Below are 20408 nucleotides of genomic sequence, written 5' to 3' on the forward strand. Positions count from 1 at the left end.
TGGCAGACAGGTGAAAGGAAGTCATGTCGAGCCCATCAACCACCGCCGAGCAGACCTCTGGTGCGGCCCTGCTGAGCGTGCGCAGACGCAACCTGGTTTTCGTCGCCGTCCTGCTCGGCATGCTGCTGGCCTCGCTCAACCAGACGATCGTCGCCACAGCCCTGCCGACCGTGGTGGCCGACCTCGGCGGCGCCGGCCATCAGGCCTGGGTGGTGACCAGCTACCTGCTGGCCTCGACCGTCATCACCGCGGTCGTCGGGAAGGTCGGCGACATCTTCGGCCGCAAAGCCGTGTACCAGGTGGCGGTCCTGTGCTTTCTCGCCGGATCGGTGCTGAGCGGCCTGTCCGGGTCGATGGCCATGCTGGTGGCCGCGCGGGCGCTGCAGGGGATCGGCGGCGGCGCGATCATGGTGACCTCCTCGGCCCTGATCGCGGAGGTCATCCCACTGCGGGACCGCGGGCGCTATCAGGGTGCGCTCGGGGCGGTCTTCGGTGTCACGACCGTCGCCGGCCCACTGCTCGGCGGTTTCGTCACCGATCACCTCGGGTGGCGCTGGGCGTTCTGGCTCAGCATCCCGGTCGGCCTCGTGGTGCTCGTGGTCGCCGCCGCGACCATCCCGGCGCTGACATCCCGCCCCGAACGTCCGGTCATCGATTACGCCGGAATCGTCTGGGTCGGGATCGGGGCCTCCGGTCTCACTCTCGCCACCAGTCTCGGGGGTGAGCTGGCCTGGACGTCGCCGACCATCATCGGTCTGGTGGTCGGGTCGATCCTGGCCCTGGCGATGTTCGTACGGGCCGAGACCAGGGCAGCCGAACCGATTCTGCCGATGCGGCTGTTCCGGAATCCGGTCTTCACCATGTGTTGTGTGCTGTCGCTGGTGGTCGGCTTCGCGATGCTCGGTGCGCTGACCTTCATGCCCACCTTCATGCAGTTCGTCGACGGCGTATCGCCATCTGAATCCGGACTGCGAACGATGCCGATGGTGATCGGCCTGCTGATCACCTCGACCGTCAGCGGCAGCCTGGTGGGCCGCACCGGTCGCTACAAGATCTACCCGGTCGCCGGTACGGCGATCATGCTCGTCGGCTTCCTGCTGCTGTCGCGGATGAATGCCGCGACGCCGATCCCGCTGCAGTCGCTGTACCTGCTGATCCTGGGCGCCGGCATCGGCATGTGCATGCAGGTGCTCGTCCTCATCGTGCAGAACACCGCGGACTTCGCCGACCTGGGCGTCGCGACGTCCGGGGTGACGTTCTTCCGGACCATCGGGAGTTCGTTCGGTGCCGCCATCTTCGGTTCACTGTTCGCCGGATTCCTCTCGGACCGGCTGCCCGGCGCCATCGCGGCCGGCGGCGCCCCACCGGTCGCGGGTGCTTCACCGCAGGCGCTGCACGAGCTACCGCCCGAGGTTGCCGCCCCGATCGTGAACGCCTACGCCAACGCGCTGGACCTGGTGTTCCTGTGCGCCGCACCGGTGGCGCTGGTCGGCTTGATCGTCGCGCTGTTCCTCAAGGAGGTGCCTCTGCTGGAGGCGGAGGCGACGATGGCGGCCGATCTCGGGGAGGGCTTCGGCATGCCGAGTGCCGAGTCCGCAGACCAGGTGCTCGAGACCGTGGTCAGCCGGTTGATGCGCAGTTCACCCGAGATCCGGCTGCGAAACGTCGCAGGCGGGCCGGGATGCGAGCTGGACGTGGCCGGGCTGTGGGCGCTGCTCAAGATCTACCGGCACGGGCAGATATTCGGCACCGCCCGCTTGACCGAGATCGCCGACCGGCTCGTGGTGCCCTTCGAGGTTCTCGAGCCGACCTTCAACCGGCTGGTGCAGGACGGTTACGTGTTGCGCACGGGGGACAGCCTGTGGCTGACGCAGCGGGGGGTACGTCAGGTGGACGGCGTGTCCGCCGCGCTGGTCGGGCGGATCGTCGACAAGCTGGGCGAATCGCCGTCGTTCGAGGGGCGCCCGGACCGGGCCCAGGTGGAGGCCGCGCTCGAGCGCATCGCCCACCGGGCCGTGGTGCAACGGGACTGGGGTGACGACCGAGAGGCGGAGCTGACCGGCGCGGGAACAAAAAACTAGAACTTGTTCCAGAACTGCTGAGACTTGCGTACGATTCGGCCTATGAGCCGTATCGGAGAATTTCCCGACGACGACGTGGCCGGCTGGATCCTCAAGTCTCCCGAGATCGGCACCGCCATGGCCAACTTCACCAACGCGGTGTACACCAAGGGGCGGCTGCCCTTGCGGGTGCGCGAGCTCGCCCGAATGGTGATCGCGCTCAACAACGAATGCGTGGTGTGCCAGAACACCCGAGACTCCGACGGAGCGGCAGCAGGGGTCGACGAGGATCTCTACGATCACGCCGCGCAATGGCGGACCTGGCCCGGCTACAGCCCGCAGGAGCGGATCGCCGCCGAGTTCGCCGAGCGCTTCGCCGCCGATCACACCGGACTGCGGGACGACGAGGACTTCTGGGAGCGGGCCGGCGAGCAGTTCGATGCCGAGCTGTTGACCGATCTGGCTCTGTCCTGTGCGATGTGGCTGGGCATGGGCCGGATGTTGCGGACGCTCGACATCGGCCAAACCTGCAAGATCACCCTCTAGCCCGCGCGGGCCCGGCGCACAATGTGGCTGTGACAGCTGGATCAGCTGGAATATCCCGACCAGCGCAACCTCTGGCCGCGGCGGCCATCGCCCAGCTGGAATCGGATGGTGTCGCGACGCTGATCGGGACGGTCGTCAGCCCGGCCGGGTTGACGCACGCGAAAACCGTTCCGCTGCGCCGGATGGGGATCTTCGCCGATCCCGGCCTGGGCGCCAGCCCGGTGTTTCACGCCTTCACCATCGACCAGACGGGCATCGCGATGAGCGAGGCCATCGGGGTGGTGGGGGATCAGCGGATCAGGATCGATCTCGGCGCGCTGCGCATCCTCGGTGACGGGTTGGCCTGGGCGCCGGCGGCTTTCTACGACCAGGACGGTGTGCCCGATCCGTACTGCAGCCGGGGGGTGCTGCAGCGCGTCCAGGACCGCCTGGCGGCCGCCGATCTGACGGCGCTGGTCGGGCACGAGGTGGAGTTCGTGCTCGTCGGGCCGGACGGCAGCCGGTTGCCGTCGCTGCTGTGGGCGCAGTACGGGCTGGCCGGGGTGCTCGAGTTCGAGGGATTCGTCCGCGATGTCACCGATGCGGCCAACCGGTCCGGGGTGGCCATCGAACAGTTCCATCCCGAGTACGGGTCCAATCAGTTCGAGATCTCGCTGGCCCCGTTGCCGCCGGTGGCGGCCGCGGATCAGCTCGTGCTCATGCGGATCATCGCCGCGCGGGTGGCCCGCCGACACGGCCTGAGGGTGAGCCTCTCACCGTTGCCGTTCGCCACCGGCGTGGGTAGCGGTGCCCACCAACATTTCTCGTTGAGCCTGGTTGACGCGCCGGTGTTCTCGGGCGGAAGCGGAGTTCGGGGGATGATGCCTCAGGGCGAGTCCGCCCTCGCGGGCCTCCTCGCCGGTCTGCCGGCCGCACAAGGTGTCCTGTGCGGATCGGTGCTGTCGGGGCTGCGCATGCGGCCGGGCTACTGGTCTGGTGCCTACAACTGCTGGGGCACCGAGAATCGGGAAGCCGCGGTGCGTTTTCTGATCGGCGGTCCGAGCAATCCGTACGGCGCCAACGTCGAGGTGAAGGTCATCGATCCGTCGGCCAACCCGTACCTGGCCACCGCGACGATTCTCGGCCTGGCCGAGCGCGGAATCGCCGACGGGCTGGCGCTGGGCCCCGAAGTCCGCGTCGACCCGGCCGCGCTGAGCGACGCCCAGCGCGCCGAAGGGGGCATCGTCCTGTTGTCCGACCGCCAGGCCGACAACCTCGCCGCACTGGACTCTTCGGCCCTGATCCGGGGAATACTCGGCGATCAGTCCGTGGACGCGGTGCTCGCGGTCCGCAACTACGAGCAGGAGAACTTCGGTGCTCTGGACGCCGAGCAGCTCACCGAGCGGTTCCGCATGGCTTGGAGCGTTTGAGCGTTGTCGGCGAAGGCAATACGGACGCGATGATCGGAAGACTTCGCTCCATCGTGCTGGACGGTCGGGATCCGCGGGCCTTGGCGCAGTTCTACGCCGAGCTACTGGGCGGAGACGTCTCCGAAGAGGACGACACCTGGGTGGTCGTCACGGATCCGTCCGGACGGCGGGTGGCGTGCCAGTACTCTCCGGAACACGAGCCTCCGGATTTTCCTGACCCGCGGGGGTCTCAGCAGATCCATCTGGACATCGAGGTCGACGATCCGGACGTGGCCGAGCGTCAGGTCCTGACCCTGGGCGCCACGCGGGTCACCGACGCCGTCGGCGAGGAGAACTTCCGGGTGTTCCGGGATCCGGCCGGCCACCCGTTCTGCCTCGTCTGGGGCATCGGCTGAGCGGTCACACGGTCAGACCAGGCCCGTGGCGTCGAACACCCACGACATGTCGGCGGTGGCGAAGTTCTCCAGCCAGTCCGGCGGAGCGTGGTTGGCCAGGGCGCCCATGTCCCAGTAGTCCTTCCACAGGGTCACCTTGCCGTTCTCGACCCGGTGCACGGTGACGAACTGGAGCACCGCGGATTCTCCTGTGACCCAGTGCCATTCCTCGTGGTGCTCGTACATCGCGTCGATGCCGTTCTCTACCAGCAGCCCGGAGAAGTTCTCGTACGACGCCAAGGGTTCCAGACCGATCTTGAGGCGCTTGACGATGTCCTCCGGGCCTTTGGCGGCCGCGGCGGCCCCCACCGGCATGTCCAGGTAGATGCAGTCCTCCGAGAGGTAGGTCTTGAGCAGTTCCCAGTTGCGGTCGGACAGGGCTTTCCACATACCGCGGACGGTCTCCTCGACGGAGCAGGCGGTTTCCTCAACGGACACTGGACAATTCACCTTTCTCGGTGGACGAAGCGGGCGTGTGGTGCGCGGCGCGCAGGAACCGGCCGGTGCGCCGGCGCCCCACCAGGTCGGTGAGCCGGCCGTCGGCGAACACGGTGCGTCCGCCGACCAGGACCGCGGTGACGGTGTCGTCGTTGCGGTTCACCATGCGGGACAGCCCGCCGTAATGGTCGACGGCCTCCTCGGCGTAGGCGTCGAGGGAGTCGTCGAGACGCTCCGGGTCGATGACCACCACGTCGGCGCGGTCCCCGATGCGCAGATGGCCGGCGTCGATCCGGTACCAGTCGGCGAGCTCACCGGTGAGCCGGTGCACGGCCTGCTCGATCGACATGAACGGCGTGCCCGCGCGTTCGGCGTCGCGAACATGTCGCAGGAGTCGCAGTCCCATGTTGTAGAAGGCCATGTTCCGCAGGTGCGCACCGGCGTCCGAGAAGCCGAGCTGAATACCGGGATCGCGGGCCAGCTTCTTGAGCACCTCGGGGCGGTGGTTGGAGATCGTGGTGCGCCACCGCAGCGCGGTGCCGTGCTCGAGCACCAGATCCAGGAAGGTGTCGACGGGGTGGAGCTCACCGCGCTCCTGCCCGACCTGGCCGAACGATTTGCCCACCACGGATTCGTCAGGGCAGGCCACGATTTCGGCATCGAAGAAGTCCCGGTGCCACACCCGCACCCCGAACCTGTTGTCGTAGTCCTTGCGGAACTTGCGCCGGTATTCCTCGTCGCGCAGCAGTTCGTTGCGCTCGACCTCTTCGCGTAGGTGCAGAGCCGCTGCGCCGGAACCGAATTCCTCGAACACCACCAGGTCGATGCCGTCGGCGTACACCTCGAAGGGCACCGGCAGGTGCTGCCACCGGAAGTTCCCGCCGAGTGCGTTGGCCAACCGGGCCAGCGGACCCATCATCCAGATCGCGTACGGGTTGGCCTTGATGTCGGCGGCCGACAGGAGGCTGGTTTTGAGCGGGTTGCGGAACAGTCCGAGGGACTGGGCCACCTGCGAGGCCAGGTTGAGCGGATTCTGGATGTCGGGCCCGGACTGCAGCACCCGGCCGGCCCGGCGCAGCATCGACTTGAGCCGGCGCAGCTCGCGCGGTCTGGCATAGGTGGACGGCAGGGTTCGGGACCGGCAGGTGTCGCCGTCGATCTTGTCGAAAAGCAGCTGCTGTGAGGACATCCCGACAAAGCCGGCATCAAGCGCCTCCTTGAGCATCTGCTCCATGCGGGCCTGCTCGGCGGCGGTCGGCCGCTCGTCCTTGCGGGTCGCGCGGTCGAGTCCCATCACCGCGGTCCGCATGTCGGAATGCCCGATGAAGGCGGCCAGGTTGGGGCCCAGAGGCAGCGACTCCAGCGCCGCCACGTAACCGTCGCAGTCGGTCCAGGTCTTGTTGTCGTCCACTGCGGCAATGACCTGGTCGCGCGGGATCGCCTCGACCCGGCCGAACAGGTCGCCGGCGTCGACCCCGCCGACGTGCACCGTCGACAGCGAGCAGGAGCCGAGCATCGCGGTGGTCACGCCGTGGCGTAGTGACTCCGACAGCGACGGACCGTTGAGCACCTCGACGTCGTAGTGCGTGTGGATGTCGAGCATCCCGGGCAGAACCCACTTGCCGGTGGCGTCGATGACATGCGGGCAGTCGGTCTCGTCGAGTGGTTCGGGGGAGATGGCAACCACGTGTCCGTCGCGAACTCCGATGTTGCGGACTGCTGACGGGGCGCCGGTGCCGTCGAACCACCGGCCGTTGCGAATGATTGTGTCGAAGCTCACCCAGCCATAGAACAGGGCCGGTGACACCAGTGTCAATGAAATCAGTGAACAGATTTGAAAAAATGTCTACTGGGTGGGACGGATGTGTTCTGAACTGGGGTTATAGCGGGGCCCAGGCGTCAGGTACCCGCCCGTCGAGGTCGCTGAACCCGTAGTGGCGGGCGAGGGCGGCCGAGCTCACGGACCGCTGGTTCCAGAGGGCGCGGTCCGGGTCGGCGGCCAGTGCGGCGACGCCGCGCCCGACGAACCTGGGGGACTCGGACTCCGCGAAGCCCGGCGGAGCGGCCGGGTAGCCGTCGGTGCGGGCCAGGTCGAGGGCGCACCGCCAGTCCGCCTCGCTGACGCCGTAGTTGTCGAGCATCATCTCCGAGCGCAACCAGCCCGGGGTGACCGCGACGGCGGTGGCGCCGAAGGCGGCGAGTTCGTGCCCGTGGCTGAAGGCCAGTCGGTTCACCGCGGTCTTCACCAGGTCGTAGAACACCGAGAGTCGTGGGTGTTCGGCATTGAACTCGGTTGTCCCATCGGTGATCTCGACCAGTAGGCCGCCGGGCCGGTCGGCGAGCAGCGGCAGGATGCAATGGGAGGTGATCAAGTGTGTGTCGAGCCCCAGCCGGAGCATCCGTAAGCCGTCGTCGAGATCGTGCTGCCACATCGGCCGGCCCCAGGTGTCGGGCGGACCCTTGAGCACCTCGGCACCCCAGATGTCGTTGACCAGGATGTCGATATGTCCGTAGTCGGCCTGTAGCCGTCCGGCCAGTTTGCGCACCTGCGTCACGTCGAGGTGGTCGACCTGTACGGCGATGCCGGAACCGCCCAGCTCCGTGACCAATTCGGCGGTTTCCTCGATGGTTTCGGGCCGGTCATAGTCGGAGTCGCGGTTTCCGCATCGGCTGCTGCGCCCGGTGCACACGACCGTCGCACCGGCCTCGCCGAGCGCCGCGGCGATCCCGCGTCCCGCGCCGCGAGTGGCGCCGGCAACCACGGCGATGTATCCCCGCAGCGCATCCGGGTCCGGTGTCCAGCCCATCCGATGAGTATCCCGCCGCGCGCAGTTCTCATGCTGCGGTTCGGCATTTCGGCGCATACTTGCGGAGGTGACTCCACTGCAGCGCTATATCGCCGAGGAAATCGCGACCGATCACCTCGACGGGCTCTTGTCGCGCCGGGAGGCGCTGCGTCGATTGGGGCTGCTGGGCATCGGCGCCGCCGCGGCGACAGCACTGATCGCCGCGTGCGGTGAGTCGAAGCGGGCGAACCCGAGCACGACCCCCAACGCGGCCCCCGGTACCGCCCCGCCCCAGCCGCCGGGCCTGCAGGGCGCTCTGCCGACCACGGCCGTCAGCTGGGCGGGTCCCGGCGGTGAGTTGCAGGGTGCCTGGGCCGCTGCGCCGGAACCCAAGGGCGCGGTGCTGGTGATCCACGAGAACAAGGGGCTCACCGACCACATCCGTTCGGTGGCGGGGCGCTTCGCCGGTATCGGGTATTCGGCGCTGGCGATCGACCTGCTCTCGGCGCAGGGCGGTACCGCCGCATTCGCCGACCCGGCCAACGCCACCGCCGCGTTGAGCAAGGTCGAACCGCCGCAGTTCATCGCCGACTTGCGCTCCGGCATCGAGGAGCTGCAACGGCGCGCTCCCGGACGCAGGGTCGCCGCCGTCGGTTTCTGCATGGGCGGCGGACTGGTCTGGCGGCTCCTGGCGGCGGGTAACCCCGCGCTGGCTGCCGCGGTGCCGTTCTACGGTCCGGCGCCCGATGATCCGGATTTCGGCGGTTCGCGCGATGTCGCGGTGCTCGCCTTCTACGGCGCGCTGGACCAGCGGGTCAATGCCACCGAACCGGTGGTCCGTGCGGCACTGGAGAAGGCCGGGTTGGTGCATGAGCTGATCACCGAACCCGATGCCAACCATGCCTTCTTCAACGACACCGGCGATCGTTACGACCCGGCGGCGGCAGCGGATGCGTGGCGACGCATCCAGGGCTGGTTCGGGACCCATCTCGCCTGAACCTGCCCGGGCATGTTCAGCGGCTGTTCAAGTCTCGGTTGCGGCGACGTTGTTGACCGCACACGCGGCCCGGTTCTGATCGTGACATGCGGGTTGTCCAGGTCGCCAATTTCTACGGCCCGCGATCGGGAGGTCTGCGGACCGCTGTCGACCGCCTGGGAGCGGAGTACTGCGCCCTGGGCCATGAGGTGTACCTCATCGTCCCGGGCCCACACCCGGAGCGCCACGTTCTCACCAGCGGCGTCGTGCGGATCTCCTTGCCTGCCAAGCTCATCCCGTTGACCGGTGGCTACCGCGCGGTGCTCCCGGGACCGGTGACGGCGTTGCTGCAACAGCTCGGTCCCGACGCCATCGAGGTATCGGACCGGCTGACGCTGAGATCGCTGGGTCCGTGGGGCCGCAAACACGGTGTCGCCACTGTGATGATCTCCCACGAGCGCCTGGACCGGCTGGTCGGGCAGGTGCTGCCCCGTTCGGCTGCGGTCATGGTGGCGGACTTCGCCAACCGACGCACCGCGGCCAACTATGACGCCGTCGTGTGCACGACGGGTTTCGCCCGGGAGGAATTCGAGCGGATCGGCGCGGACAACGTGGCCACCGTGCCGCTCGGGGTGGACCTCGAGCAGTTCCACCCGCGCCGGCGGTGTGCCGCGATGCGCAGCCGTTGGGCCGCGCCACAACAGACTCTCCTGGTGCACTGCGGCAGGCTGTCGGTCGAGAAGCATGCCCACCGAAGCATCGATGCCATTGCCGCCCTGCGTGATTCGGGAGTGGATGCGCGGCTGGTGGTGGTCGGAGAGGGGCCGCTGCGGGCGCGGTTGGAGCGCCAGGCCAACGGGCTGCCGGTGGCCTTCACCGGGTATATCGGCTGCCGCGACACCGTGGCGACCATTCTGGCCTCGGCCGACGTGGCGCTGGCGCCGGGACCGCACGAGACCTTCGGCCTGGCCGCGCTGGAGGCGCTGGCCTGTGGAACTCCGGCGGTGGTGTCGCGGACCTCCGCGCTGGCCGAGATCCTCACCTGTGACAGCGGGGCCACTGCCGACAACGACGCACACGCCATCGCGCGGGCCGTCACCTCGGTGATCGGCCGGCCCGAACCGCTGCGACGCATCAGTGCCCGGCAGCGGGCCGAGCAGTTCACCTGGCCGCGGTCGGCGGCGGGAATGCTCGATGTCCTGGGAGCCCGGTAGACAAACCGACTTTTGCGCACGATGACGCCAGACCTGGTGAGCCGGCACACCCCGGCCCTATGTTCCCCGGGTCATATTCACGCGCACGCTGCAGCAAGGACGGTCGAGCATGTCCGAAACCACCACAGCCCCAGAATCGTTGGGCTATCAGCCGCCGCCGGGCGGTCGGCAGCTGCGCGGCAACCTGGGGGTGGCCTCGATCGTTTTCATGGTGGTGGCCGCGGCCGCACCATTGGGTGTGATCGGGGGCGTGGTGCCGTTGGGGATCGCATCGGGCAACGGCGCCGGATTCCCCGCCACGTTCATCGCCGCCACCGTGGTGCTGCTGTTGTTCGCGGTCGGCTTCACCGCGATGACTCCGTACGTCGGCGAGGCGGGCGCCTTCTTCTCGTATGTTCGTCAATCGCTCGGCTTGCCCACCGGCATCGGCATCGCCTTCGTGGCACTGGTCAGCTACGTGGCACTGGAAGCGGGTGTGTACGGACTGCTCGGCCCCGCCGGGGCCGGTGTCGTCGAGCTGGCCGGCGGGCCGGGGCTGCCCTGGTGGGTGTTCGCCGCGGCGGCCTTCGCCGTCACCACCTACCTCGGCTACCGCAACATCGAGCTGTCCAGCCGGGTGCTGGGCGTCCTGCTCACCGCCGAGATCGCGATCGTGCTGGTGCTCGACCTGGTGATCGTGGCCAATGGCGGTGACCACGGACTGTCTTCGGGCATCGTCAACCCGAGTGCCATCTTCTCCGGGTCACTGGGAATCGGGCTGCTCTTCGCGATCATCAGCTATGTCGGGTTCGAGGCCACCGCGATCGTCCGCGACGAGGCCCGCACCCCCGAGCGGACGATCCCGCGGGCCACCTATCTGGCGCTGATCCTGATCGGGGTGTTCTACGCCATCACCAGCTGGGCGTTGATCTCGGGTTGGGGCGACGAGCAGGCGATCGCTCGGGCCACCGACTCGGGCTCCACCTTCCTCGGAGACACCGCGCACCGGTACATCGGCGCGGCCGGCGCCGACATCATCACGGTGCTCTACTTCACCAGCCTGTTCGCGTGCATCCTGGCCTTCCACAATGTCGCGTCGCGGTACGTGTTCGCTCTCGCGCAACGCGACGTGCTGCCCGCCCGGCTGAGCCAACCGCACGACCGGCACGGTTCGCCGCACCGGGCCTCACTGTGGATCTCCGGTGTCGTGGCGGTGAGTGTCCTGCTGGCAGTGGTGTTCGGGCTGGACCCCGCCGCGCAGTTCTACACCTGGTTCGCCGGTGCGACGACGGTCGGCGTGGTGCTCCTGATGATCGCCACCAGCGTCGCGGTTCTGGTGCATTTCGCCCGTGACCGGCACGGTCATTCACTGTGGCGGGTGCGGATCGCCCCGGCGCTCGGTCTGGCGGGTCTGCTGGGTGCGCTGGTGCTGATCCTGACCAACCTCGACGACCTGGTCGGCGGTTCCGGCGTGCTCGCCTGGGCGATCGTCGGTGTGCTGGCCGCCGCCTTCGCGGCGGGTGTGGTCGTGGGCCGGCGAGATCGAGGTCGGCTGGCCTGAATCGGGCACATCGCACGCTGACGGGACTGATAATTGTCTGGGGACAGGCGAATCTGAGGGGGCCCGGTGTTTCGACTTGCAGCGTTGACGGTTTCGTTGGTCTTGTTCGCCGGGGCGACTGTGGCTTGCGGACAAGCCAATTCGCCGTCCGGCCACGGTCAGCATTCCGAGACGGTAACCGCCAGCCCCGGCACGTCGGTACCGACCGGTCCCGCCATCGTGATCGAGGGCATGGGATTCGGATCTCTCGGGCCGGTCGCACCGGGGACCGAGATCACGATCATCAACAATGACGAGGTCGAGCATTCGGTGACCTCGCGGACCAAGGGCCTGTTCGACGTTCACGTCGAGGGCAAGGGCCGTGCGACGCTGACGGCTCCCGAGGAAGCGGGGGAGTACGCCTTCTACTGTCTCTATCACCCGGCGATGCTGAGCACCCTGACGGTCAGGTAGACCCTCAGCGGGTGGACCAGGCCACCGGCATGCGTTTGATGCCGTGGATGAACTGCGACTGCAGCCGGTCGGGCTCCTCGGTCACAACGATGTCGGGTAGTTGGCGGTGCAATTCCTCGAACGCCACGGTGATCTCGCGCCGCGCCAGGTTTGCTCCGAGGCAGAAATGTGCACCGCCGCCACCGAATCCGAGATGGGGATTGGGATGGCGGGTGACATCGAACCGCCACGGATCGGCAAACTTCGACTCGTCCCGATTCGCCGATCCGTACCACAGCGTCACCTTGGCTCCGGCGGGAAGCGACGTGCCGCCGAGCACGGTGTCCTGGGTGACCGTGCGGCGCATGTAGCTCACCGGCGACGCCCAGCGCACGATCTCCTCCACCGCGGTGGGGGCGAGTTCCTCGTACCTCGACCACCACTTCTCGCGCTCTTCGGGGAATCGGGTGAGTGCGAGCACGCCGTGGCTGATGGAGTTGCGGGTGGTCTCGTTGCCCGCGACCACCAGCAGGATGAAGAACGAGGCCACCTCCGCCGACGTCAGCCGTTCACCGTCGACCTCGGCCTGGACCAGGCTTGTCGTGAGGTCCTCGGTGGGCACCGCACGGCGCTCGTCCGCCAGCGCGGTCGCGTACGCGCCGATGTCCATCGCCACCTGGAGAAACTCGTCGAAGTCGGTGGTCAGATCAGGGTCGCCGAACCCCAGGATCACGTTGGTCCAGTGGAAGATCCGCTGGTGGTCCGGTTCCGGGATCCCCATCATGTCGCAGATGATCTGCAGCGGTAAGGGTCCCGCGAGTTCCGCGACGAGTTCGGCGTTGCCATCGGGATTTCTGGCCACCATGTCGGCGACCAGCCTGCGGGCCCTGTCCCGGACGGAATCCTCGATCAGGGCCACGACCCGCGGCGTGAACGCGCTGCGCACGATGTTGCGGAGCCGGGTGTGACGGGGATCGTCCATCACGATCATCGAGCCGAAATACTCGGCCAATTCCGCTGTTTGGTCGCCGATGGTGATCCCCGAGGCAGAGCTGAAGATCTCCGGGTGGCGGCTGGCATGGAAGACATCGTCGTACCTGGTCACTGCCCAGTGCCCAGGGCTCTCGGGAAAGCCCTCGAGGACGCACGCCGGGTGGTACGACACCGGGTCTTCGCGGCGTAGCGCGGCGAATGCTCCGTCCCGGATGTCGTCGTCCTCGCGCCAGAACTGCCACGATCCGAGTTCGATCGCCGCGCGCGGCACGTCGGGAGGAGGCGCTCCATTGACCCGCGGTGCGATACCCACACCGCCAGGTTAGAGCCGGAGCCGACGGGAGAACGCGTAACGCTCGGATCCGTCGTGGCGATACCCCTCCGGGGTGCACGTTTCGCCGCTCGGTCCAGCGGTGAGTTGCAAGGCGTTGCGGCGCCGGGCCATTGGGGGATGGCCGGCGCCGGGGTCACGACTGTAGGAGGTCCAGGTATGAAACTGACCAAGTTCGTGGCGGCTGCGTTGACGGTCGGCGCGTTCGGAATAGGCGCTGCTGGGGTGGGGGTCCCGGTGGCGTCGGCGTCGCCCGCTGTGCCCGTCCCGCTCAAGCCGGGGCACGGCAACGACGACTGCTTCCCGTTCTGCAACGGCGGGCCGCCCGGCCATGACCGTGATTTCGACAATCGAGGACGCGATTTCGGCAACCGTGGCCCTGATTTCGACCACCGCGATCACTGGGACGACAAGGGTCCGTGGTGGGCCAACAACCGGCACGACTGGTGGGACGACCGTAAAGGCCCGCCGCCGTGGGGCTGGGGTCCACCGCCGCCGTTCCACTGGCGGGGCGGGCCGCTTCCGCCGACCGTCAACTACTGGGGTTACGACTTGAACCCAGTGTGGGACAACGGATTCCGGCAATGGGGAGTCTGGCTGTTCGGCGTCTGGATCCCGATCATCGGGGTCGGGGCCGGTTGATGCCCCTGCGGTAGGTACCCACGGCCGCGCCCCATGCCGGTTCAGCCCGAGTCATCCTGATCGTGGCGGACGACGCGCACCCGCCCGTGCGGCAGGCATGCGGCGTAGCCGTGGTACTTGCCGTACAACTCCCACGAGGTCTGGCGTTCGTCGGGCCGCACATCGATCCGGTGGCCGTCGGAAAAACACAGGTGCAGGCTGCCGTCATTCTCCCAGTCGGCATGCGTGCAGCGTTGGCCGGCGAAATCGAACAGCGGGCGGACCTCGTTGCGCATCGCGCGCGGGTCGAGCGACACCACTTCGGAATCGTCGGTACCGGTGGCCGGGAGCGTCAGTTCCAGTGGAACCGAGATGACCAGTTCGTTGTAGTCGTCGAGGTTGAGCACCAGGCCATCACGAAACATGATCCGCTGGACCAAGCACCCTTGAATCCATTGTTCGCTCATTGTCTTACTGTGAACCGCCGAAGGACCGGGCACAAGAGGCGCACTCCGCGTGTTACGCGGAGTATGAATGGCATGGGACACCCGGAATGAAGGTTCGCTTCGGCGTGGGACTCGGCGCCGAGACCGCCCCGGGCGAGTTGGACGGCGTCGTCGATCACCTGGAGAGTTCCGGGGTCGACTCGGTGTGGTTCTCAGAACTGGTTTACACCCCGGCGGTGGACCCGGTCGTGGGCATGGCCTATGCGCTGGCCCGTACCCGACGGCTGAAGGTCGGGACCTCGGTGGCGATCCTGCCGGGACGCCATCCGGTTCTGGTGGCCAAACAACTGGCGTCGCTGGCAGCCCTGGCACCCAAGCGGGTACTGCCCGTGTTCGGCCTGCATTCGGCCCTGCCTGCCGAGCGGGAGATCTTCGTCGTGCCCGATGGCCGTCGGGCGGCGGTCTTCGACGAATCGCTGGACCTGTTGCGGAAGGCTCTGCGCGGCGGCGACGTGCCGTTCGAGGGGGATTACTTCACGGTCCGCTCCGCGCAGGTACAACCGGTACCCGCGGCGCCGGTCGACATCTGGCTGGGCGGGTCGGCCCCGGCGGCCCTGACCCGCATCGGCAAGTTCGGCGACGGGTGGCTGGGCAGTTTCCTGACTCCCGAGGAGGCGGCCGTGGCCCGGCGGCGGATCGAGGCCGAGGCGATTGCGGCAGGACGGACCATCGAGCCCGACCACTTCGGCATCAGCCTCGCCGTCGGGGACGGCACGTTGCCTGCCGATCTGCTCGCCGCCGTCCGTCGCCGCAGACCAGGCGTCGACCCTGAGGACCTGATCGCCGCCGACTGGCCCGACCTGCACCGCCAGCTCGATCGCTACCTGGCCGCGGGCCTGACCAAGTTCGTGATCAGGGCGGCGGGTCCGGCCGACCGCGCCGCCTTCCTGGACCGGTTCACCACCGAGTTGTTGCCCCGGCAGAACTGAGCGCTACGGGGGACGTTGAACCCACGGGTGTCGAGCGTCGTGTCAGTGGGTATGCGCATGCCGCGCGTGTGCTGCGCCCTGAGCAAAGGAGACCTGCCATGAGGATGCGACTCCCGCGGTTGCGCCGGTCGTCCACATCCGGACTGATGGGCCTGCTGTCCGCGGTCGCGATGGTGTTCGCACTGGTCGCAGCGCCGACCGCAGCGGCCGACGATCGAATGCAGTTCACCGGCACCACGTTGTCGGGTGCCCCGTTCAACGGGTCGAGCCTGGCCGGGCGGCCTGCGGTGCTGTGGTTCTGGACGCCGTGGTGCCCGTTCTGCAATGCCGAGGCACCGTCGGTGAGTCAGGTTGCCGCGGCCAATCCACAGGTCAGCTTCGTCGGGGTGGCAGCCCACTCGGATGTCGGGGCCATGCAGGGGTTCGTCGACAAGTACCACCTCAATTTCCCCAACCTCAACGATGCTGACGGGTCGATCTGGGCGCGGTACAACGTCCCGTGGCAACCTGCCTACGTCTTCTACCGCGCCGACGGGTCGTCCACGTTCGTCAACAACCCCACTTCGGCGATGCCGCAGCAGGAGCTGGCCGACCGGGTCGCGGCGCTGAAGAGCTAGTCAGCCGGCGTGCCGGACAACTTGGTGGGGTTGGCGTTCGGCGCCGGCCTGGTCGCGGCGCTCAACCCGTGCGGATTCGCCCTGTTGCCCGGGTACCTCGCGCTGGTGGTACGGGGTGACGCTCCACGCGGACCGTTGCCCGCGTTGGGACGTGCACTCGTCGCCACCATGGTGATGAGCGCCGGATTCGTCGCGGTGTTCGGCACATTCGGGTTGCTCACGGTCGCGGCTGCCAACACCGTCCAGCGCTACCTGCCCTATGCGACGTTGGTCATCGGTGTCGTCCTGATCGTTCTCGGATTCTGGCTGCTGGCGGGCCGCAGGCTGGGATTGTTGCTGCCGGACGCGCTGTCGGGCCGCGCGGGCTGGGCACCGACCGCGCGCCTCGGTTCGATGGCCGGATACGGAGTCGGGTACGCGCTGGCGTCGCTGTCGTGCACCGTGGGGCCCTTCCTGGCGGTCACCGGGGCGACGCTGGAATCGAACGCGCCTCTGCATCGGGTGGCGGTGTTCGCCGCGTACACCGCGGGTTTCACCCTCATCGTCGGAGTGCTTGCCGTCGCCACCGCGCTGGCAGGCACGGTGGTGGTCGACCGGTTGCGCCGCATCGTTCCCTATATCAGCCGGATCAGCGGAGCACTGTTGATCATCGTCGGCGCATACGTCGCGTACTACGGCTGGTACGAGATCCAATTGTTCAGTGCCGCAGGCGATGTCGATGACCCGGTGATCGCCGCCGCCGGGCGTTTGCAGGGCACGCTCGCGGGGTGGGTGCACCGGCACGGGGCCTGGCCGTGGGTGTTCGCCCTGCTGACACTGGTCGTGCTCGCCCTTGCGTGGCGGTTACGGCGGGTCAGAGTCGCCGCGAGAACTCGCCACGCACGTCGGGCCACGGCGGACGACGCACCATAGCCACAGTGGCCAATGTCGCTGCCACCAACCCGATCAGTTCACCCATCAACGCGATACGCGTGGTGTCCACCGCGGGAACCCAGGTGGGTTTGCCGTCCTTGACGACGAAAATCCCCAGCGGTCTGGTGGTGGACCGCCCGCTGTCCGGCCGGTGCCGGACCTTGCTGACCGGTATCACCGTCGCCCCGTCGGGCGTCACATACGGGTCACCGAACACCCGTGAGGTCGTCGCGGTATCGGCAGTGATGCTGTCGAGTGCATCGGGCAAGCGCATGCCGGGCATCCTTTCTTTCTTTTCAGCGATCGAAGTCGGAGTCGTCGTCCAGCGGCACGACGATGGCCTGATCGATCAGGTCCGCCTCGGTGGCGTCGGCATCCGTCGAGATCCGCACCCGCCGCAGATCGGACATCGCGTCGTCCTCGTCGTCGACACCGACCGGTATCAGTTGTTCCACGACGTCGGCCTCCGGAACATCGTCATCGAAACCGCCGTCATCGAATCCGCCTTGGTTGGCGTGCGTCATGATTTCCCCCTCACCGGCCGACATCGCCGTGCACATCGATTGTGCTACTCCCGAACTGGCGTTTCAACGCGAATTTCGGGCCGCTCAGCGTGCGGGTGGGCAGATTTATTGACCGGCAACGGAACTGAGAGCCGTGCGAACGCCCTCGGGAACAGGCCGCTTGGCCCAGTCCTCCGTCGACACGACGACGTAGACATTGCTGCCGCACACCCTGGGCTGCTCGTCACCGGAGGCGTCGGTGCCCAGCACCGTGAAACCCAGGGTGAAGCTGGTGGTGCCGATGTTTTCGCACCGCACGGCGACCCGCACCGACTCCCGCCACCTCACGGGCGCGCGGAAATCGATCTCGGTGTGCACCACCTGCATGTCGATACCCTCGGCGATCAGGTCGGCATAACCGACGCGCAGATGGTCGAACAGCCCGGTACACGCTTCGTCGAACCAGGTCAGGTAATGGCCGTTGAACACCACACCCTGTTGATCGATCTCGGCGTAACGGGGGACGATGCCGAAGCTGTACTGGGTCACGTGAGCACTCCAAGGCCGGCGGGTCTGCGGCTCCACGGTAACGGGTGGCGGCGAGGCCCCGCCTTCGGCCGGTCCGGTCCGCGGGAGAGACTTGTGTCGTGAAGCTGGTAACCCTCGACGACATCGACGCCGCGGCCCGGCGGATCGCCCCCGACATCGTCCGGACCCCGCTCCTGAGGTCGGGATGGGGAGACCCCGCACGGCCGTTGTGGCTCAAGCCCGAGAATCTGCAGCCGATCGGTGCTTTCAAGATCCGGGGCGCGTTCAACGCGCTGGGCCGGCTCGATCCCGGGGTGCGGGCCAGGGGAGTGGTCGCCTACTCCAGCGGCAATCATGCTCAGGCGGTGGCCTATGCGGCAGCGGCCTACGGCGTCGCCGCCCACATCGTGATGCCCGAGGAGACGCCGGACGTGAAGGTGCGGGCAACCCGGGATCGCGGTGCGCAGGTGGTGTTGTGCGAGGCCGGGCAACGTGAATCGGTTGCCGCCGAACTGGTCGAGCGCACCGGCGGCGTGTTGGTACCACCGTTCGATCATCCCGACGTCATCGCCGGGCAGGGCACCATCGGGCTGGAGATCGCGCAGGATCTACCCGATGTCGCATCGGTGTTCATCCCGATCAGCGGCGGTGGCCTGGCCTCAGGTGTGGGCACCGCGATCCGTGCGATGTGCCCGCGGGCCGAGATATTCGGAGTCGAGCCGGAGCTCGCCGCGGACACCGCTGAAAGTCTGGCCGTCGGGCGCCGTGTGGACTGGCCGGTGGCGCAACGAAACCGGACCATCGCCGACGGACTGCGCTCGACACCGTCGGCGTTGACCTTCGCGCACCTGCAGCGTGTGCTCGACGATGTCATCACCGTCACCGAGGACGAGATCCGGTCATCGGTAAGGGAACTCGCGCACCGGGCGCACCTGGTCGCCGAACCCAGCGGTGCGGTGGCGCTCGCGGGCTACCGCAAGGCGGCGGCGCCTCCCGGTCCGGCGGCGGTGATCGTCTCAGGCGGGAACATCGAGCCACCGCTGCTGGCGGAGATCCTGTCCGGAAGTCAGTGAACGCCTTCCATCAGCCGGCTGATCCGCGGTGACATCAGCAGCACCAGGACACCGACGAGGATCGCCACCACCCCGAGTACGCCGAAGTAGGCGAATTCGTGCGCGGGGTCGTAGTGCTGCGCGAGCACGCCCGACATGGCGGTACCGAGGCCGACGGAGAAGAAGAACAGCGCCATCATCTGAGCCCGGAACGCCTCTGGCGCAAGCTTTGTCGTCACCGAGAGCCCGATCGGTGACAGCAGGAGCTCGGACACCGCGAACACCACCATGATGCCGGCCACCAGCAGCGCGGGCACCACCTTTCCGGTCGTCGGTGCCATCGGCAGGAACATCAGGAACGCCGCGCCCATGCCGATGACGCCGTAGGCGAACTTGCGCGGAGTTGTCGGCGCACGGTTGCCCAGCCGGGTCCACATGAGCGCGAACAACGGCGAGAGCAGGATGATCCAGACCGGTTCGATCGATCCGATCCAGTTCGACGGTGCGGTCCAGCCGAACACCGACCAGTTGACCCGTTCGTCGGAGTAGACCGCCAGCACCGTGAAGGTCTGTTGGAACAGCGACCAGAACACCGCGTTGGCGATGAACAGCGGGATGAATGCGCGAACCCGGATGCGTTCGGTGTCGGACACTTTGGTGCTGGTCAGCATCACCGCGAAATACATCACCGACGCCACGACGATCACGCCGGTGGTGAATTGCGACAGGTTGGCCAGTTTGACCAGGTGCGTGGTGAACAGCACGGCCACGGCGACGGCCAGTGCGGCGACGACGCCGATGGCCTTGCCGATTGACCGGGGCGGCAACGGGTTTGCCACGATGCGTCCGTGGCTCCCGAGGTTGCGCCGGAACACCACGTACTGCGTGAGTCCCAGCGCCATGCCGACGGCCGCCGCGCCGAACCCGTAGTGGAAGCCGGCGCGGGTCTGCAGCAATCCCGTTGCCAGCGGTCCGATGAAGGCACCGAGATTGATTCCGAGGTAGAACAGCGTGAAGCCACCGTCGGCACGTGGGTCGTCCTTGTCGTAGAGCGTGCCCAGCAGTGAGGACGCGTTGGCCTTGAGTGCGCCGGATCCCAGCGCGACCAGGACGAGGCCGACCCCGACGCCTGCCAGGCCCGGAACCACGGCGAGGGCGACGTGGCCGGCCATCACGATCACCCCGCCGTAGAACACCGTGCGTTCCATGCCCAGCAGCCGATCGGCGACCCATGCGCCCAGGACGGTGGACAGGTAGACGAGCCCCCCGTATGCGCCGACGATGCCGGTGGCAGTGCTCTTGGGTAACTCCAGGCCCCCGTCGGCGGCCGTGTAGTAGAGGTAGTAGCCCAGGATGGTGAGCATCCCGTAGAACGAGAAACGCTCCCACAATTCCACCCCGAACAGATTGGCCAGACCGATGGGGTGGCCGAAGAACGTGCAGTGCCGCGGTGAATCCTGCACTTGCTGCATGGGCCATGACCTTGCCACGCAAACAGCTCGCGCGCCGCTGTTTGACTTCGCCGACGGCAAACCGACATGTCGGCGTGTACTCGGTGTTCTGCGGCACAGCACATTTCGC

Annotated in this window: 22 protein-coding genes; 13 read left to right on the forward strand and 9 right to left on the reverse strand. The window is 67.6% G+C overall.

The genetic code is table 11. The features are described 5' to 3' along the window. Positions 1 to 23: 23 nt before the first annotated feature. Genes ACNQR1_RS20005 through ACNQR1_RS20020 form a run of 4 tightly spaced genes read left to right on the forward strand, consistent with a single transcriptional unit; the run spans position 24 to position 4410 of the window. Complete coding sequence (locus tag ACNQR1_RS20005; protein WP_418047581.1) at positions 24 to 2081, forward strand: DHA2 family efflux MFS transporter permease subunit; 2058 nt, start codon at positions 24 to 26, stop codon at positions 2079 to 2081. A 42-nt stretch (positions 2082 to 2123) separates the two neighbouring features. Then, positions 2124 to 2606 (forward strand): carboxymuconolactone decarboxylase family protein, encoded by a 483-nt coding sequence (locus ACNQR1_RS20010; protein WP_418047582.1) that lies wholly within the window; start codon positions 2124 to 2126, stop codon positions 2604 to 2606. 29 nt (positions 2607 to 2635) lie between these two features. Next, the gene (locus tag ACNQR1_RS20015) at positions 2636 to 4015 is read left to right on the forward strand and encodes a glutamine synthetase (protein WP_418047583.1); all 1380 of its coding nucleotides are present in this window, start codon (positions 2636 to 2638) and stop codon (positions 4013 to 4015) included. Positions 4016 to 4044: 29 nt separating this feature from the next. Next, entirely contained in the window at positions 4045 to 4410 is a 366-nt protein-coding gene (locus ACNQR1_RS20020; protein ID WP_418047584.1) for a VOC family protein, read from the forward strand. Positions 4411 to 4422: 12 nt separating this feature from the next. Here ACNQR1_RS20020 and ACNQR1_RS20025 read toward each other — a convergent pair whose 3' ends face one another. The 3 genes from ACNQR1_RS20025 to ACNQR1_RS20035 form a co-directional block, all read right to left on the reverse strand. Continuing rightward, the gene (locus ACNQR1_RS20025) at positions 4423 to 4839 is read right to left on the reverse strand and encodes a nuclear transport factor 2 family protein (protein ID WP_418050423.1); all 417 of its coding nucleotides are present in this window, start codon (positions 4837 to 4839) and stop codon (positions 4423 to 4425) included. 37 nt (positions 4840 to 4876) lie between these two features. Further along, the gene (locus ACNQR1_RS20030) at positions 4877 to 6667 is read right to left on the reverse strand and encodes an N-acyl-D-amino-acid deacylase family protein (RefSeq protein ID WP_418047585.1); all 1791 of its coding nucleotides are present in this window, start codon (positions 6665 to 6667) and stop codon (positions 4877 to 4879) included. A gap of 100 nt (positions 6668 to 6767) precedes the next feature. After that, positions 6768 to 7694 (reverse strand): SDR family oxidoreductase, encoded by a 927-nt coding sequence (locus tag ACNQR1_RS20035; protein ID WP_418047586.1) that lies wholly within the window; start codon positions 7692 to 7694, stop codon positions 6768 to 6770. Between the two features lie 67 nt (positions 7695 to 7761). On the opposite strand from ACNQR1_RS20035, the gene ACNQR1_RS20040 reads away from it, so the two are divergent. From ACNQR1_RS20040 to ACNQR1_RS20055, 4 genes are all read left to right on the forward strand, one after another. Then, complete coding sequence (locus ACNQR1_RS20040; RefSeq protein ID WP_418047587.1) at positions 7762 to 8670, forward strand: dienelactone hydrolase family protein; 909 nt, start codon at positions 7762 to 7764, stop codon at positions 8668 to 8670. 86 nt (positions 8671 to 8756) lie between these two features. Next, positions 8757 to 9863 (forward strand): glycosyltransferase, encoded by a 1107-nt coding sequence (locus tag ACNQR1_RS20045; protein WP_418047588.1) that lies wholly within the window; start codon positions 8757 to 8759, stop codon positions 9861 to 9863. Between the two features lie 109 nt (positions 9864 to 9972). Then, positions 9973 to 11403: an APC family permease gene (locus tag ACNQR1_RS20050; RefSeq protein WP_418047589.1), complete on the forward strand. Its 1431-nt coding sequence runs from the start codon at positions 9973 to 9975 to the stop codon at positions 11401 to 11403. 84 nt (positions 11404 to 11487) lie between these two features. After that, positions 11488 to 11856, forward strand: a complete 369-nt coding sequence (locus ACNQR1_RS20055; protein WP_418047590.1) for a plastocyanin — start codon at positions 11488 to 11490, stop codon at positions 11854 to 11856. Positions 11857 to 11860: 4 nt separating this feature from the next. On the opposite strand, the gene ACNQR1_RS20060 is transcribed toward ACNQR1_RS20055, so the two are convergent. After that, positions 11861 to 13141 (reverse strand): cytochrome P450, encoded by a 1281-nt coding sequence (locus ACNQR1_RS20060; protein ID WP_418047591.1) that lies wholly within the window; start codon positions 13139 to 13141, stop codon positions 11861 to 11863. Positions 13142 to 13318: 177 nt separating this feature from the next. Here ACNQR1_RS20060 and ACNQR1_RS20065 point away from each other — a divergent pair, with 177 nt between their 5' ends. Next, entirely contained in the window at positions 13319 to 13801 is a 483-nt protein-coding gene (locus ACNQR1_RS20065) for a hypothetical protein (protein WP_418047592.1), read from the forward strand. A gap of 41 nt (positions 13802 to 13842) precedes the next feature. Here the strand turns inward: ACNQR1_RS20065 and ACNQR1_RS20070 are convergent, their stop codons facing one another. Continuing rightward, positions 13843 to 14247 carry a DUF6188 family protein gene (locus tag ACNQR1_RS20070; RefSeq protein WP_418047593.1) on the reverse strand — a complete coding sequence of 135 codons (405 nt, stop codon included), beginning with the start codon at positions 14245 to 14247 and terminating at the stop codon, positions 13843 to 13845. 86 nt (positions 14248 to 14333) lie between these two features. Here ACNQR1_RS20070 and ACNQR1_RS20075 point away from each other — a divergent pair, with 86 nt between their 5' ends. From ACNQR1_RS20075 to ACNQR1_RS20085, 3 genes are all read left to right on the forward strand, one after another. Beyond that, the gene (locus tag ACNQR1_RS20075) at positions 14334 to 15215 is read left to right on the forward strand and encodes a TIGR03854 family LLM class F420-dependent oxidoreductase (protein WP_418047594.1); all 882 of its coding nucleotides are present in this window, start codon (positions 14334 to 14336) and stop codon (positions 15213 to 15215) included. A gap of 146 nt (positions 15216 to 15361) precedes the next feature. Beyond that, a complete protein-coding gene (locus ACNQR1_RS20080) occupies positions 15362 to 15832 on the forward strand; it encodes a protein disulfide oxidoreductase (RefSeq protein WP_418050424.1) in 471 nt (156 codons plus the stop codon). 9 nt (positions 15833 to 15841) lie between these two features. Then, complete coding sequence (locus ACNQR1_RS20085; protein WP_418047595.1) at positions 15842 to 16744, forward strand: cytochrome c biogenesis CcdA family protein; 903 nt, start codon at positions 15842 to 15844, stop codon at positions 16742 to 16744. Here ACNQR1_RS20085 and ACNQR1_RS20090 read toward each other — a convergent pair. From ACNQR1_RS20090 to ACNQR1_RS20100, 3 genes are all read right to left on the reverse strand, one after another. Next, positions 16686 to 17018 (reverse strand): hypothetical protein, encoded by a 333-nt coding sequence (locus ACNQR1_RS20090; RefSeq protein WP_418047596.1) that lies wholly within the window; start codon positions 17016 to 17018, stop codon positions 16686 to 16688. The genes ACNQR1_RS20085 and ACNQR1_RS20090 overlap by 59 nt on opposite strands. Positions 17019 to 17040: 22 nt before the next feature. Continuing rightward, entirely contained in the window at positions 17041 to 17268 is a 228-nt protein-coding gene (locus tag ACNQR1_RS20095) for a hypothetical protein (protein WP_418047597.1), read from the reverse strand. A 105-nt stretch (positions 17269 to 17373) separates the two neighbouring features. Further along, on the reverse strand, positions 17374 to 17796 hold the full coding sequence (locus tag ACNQR1_RS20100; protein WP_418047598.1) for an acyl-CoA thioesterase: 423 nt from the start codon (positions 17794 to 17796) through the stop codon (positions 17374 to 17376). A gap of 98 nt (positions 17797 to 17894) precedes the next feature. Between ACNQR1_RS20100 and ACNQR1_RS20105 the strand changes: the two genes are divergently transcribed. Next, the gene (locus ACNQR1_RS20105; RefSeq protein WP_418047599.1) at positions 17895 to 18848 is read left to right on the forward strand and encodes a threonine ammonia-lyase; all 954 of its coding nucleotides are present in this window, start codon (positions 17895 to 17897) and stop codon (positions 18846 to 18848) included. On the opposite strand, the gene ACNQR1_RS20110 is transcribed toward ACNQR1_RS20105, so the two are convergent. Next, the gene (locus tag ACNQR1_RS20110; RefSeq protein WP_418047600.1) at positions 18842 to 20299 is read right to left on the reverse strand and encodes a peptide MFS transporter; all 1458 of its coding nucleotides are present in this window, start codon (positions 20297 to 20299) and stop codon (positions 18842 to 18844) included. The genes ACNQR1_RS20105 and ACNQR1_RS20110 overlap by 7 nt on opposite strands. Positions 20300 to 20408 lie beyond the last annotated feature (109 nt).

The organism is Mycobacterium sp. 48b (assembly GCF_048282725.1).
Classification (GTDB): domain Bacteria; phylum Actinomycetota; class Actinomycetes; order Mycobacteriales; family Mycobacteriaceae; genus Mycobacterium.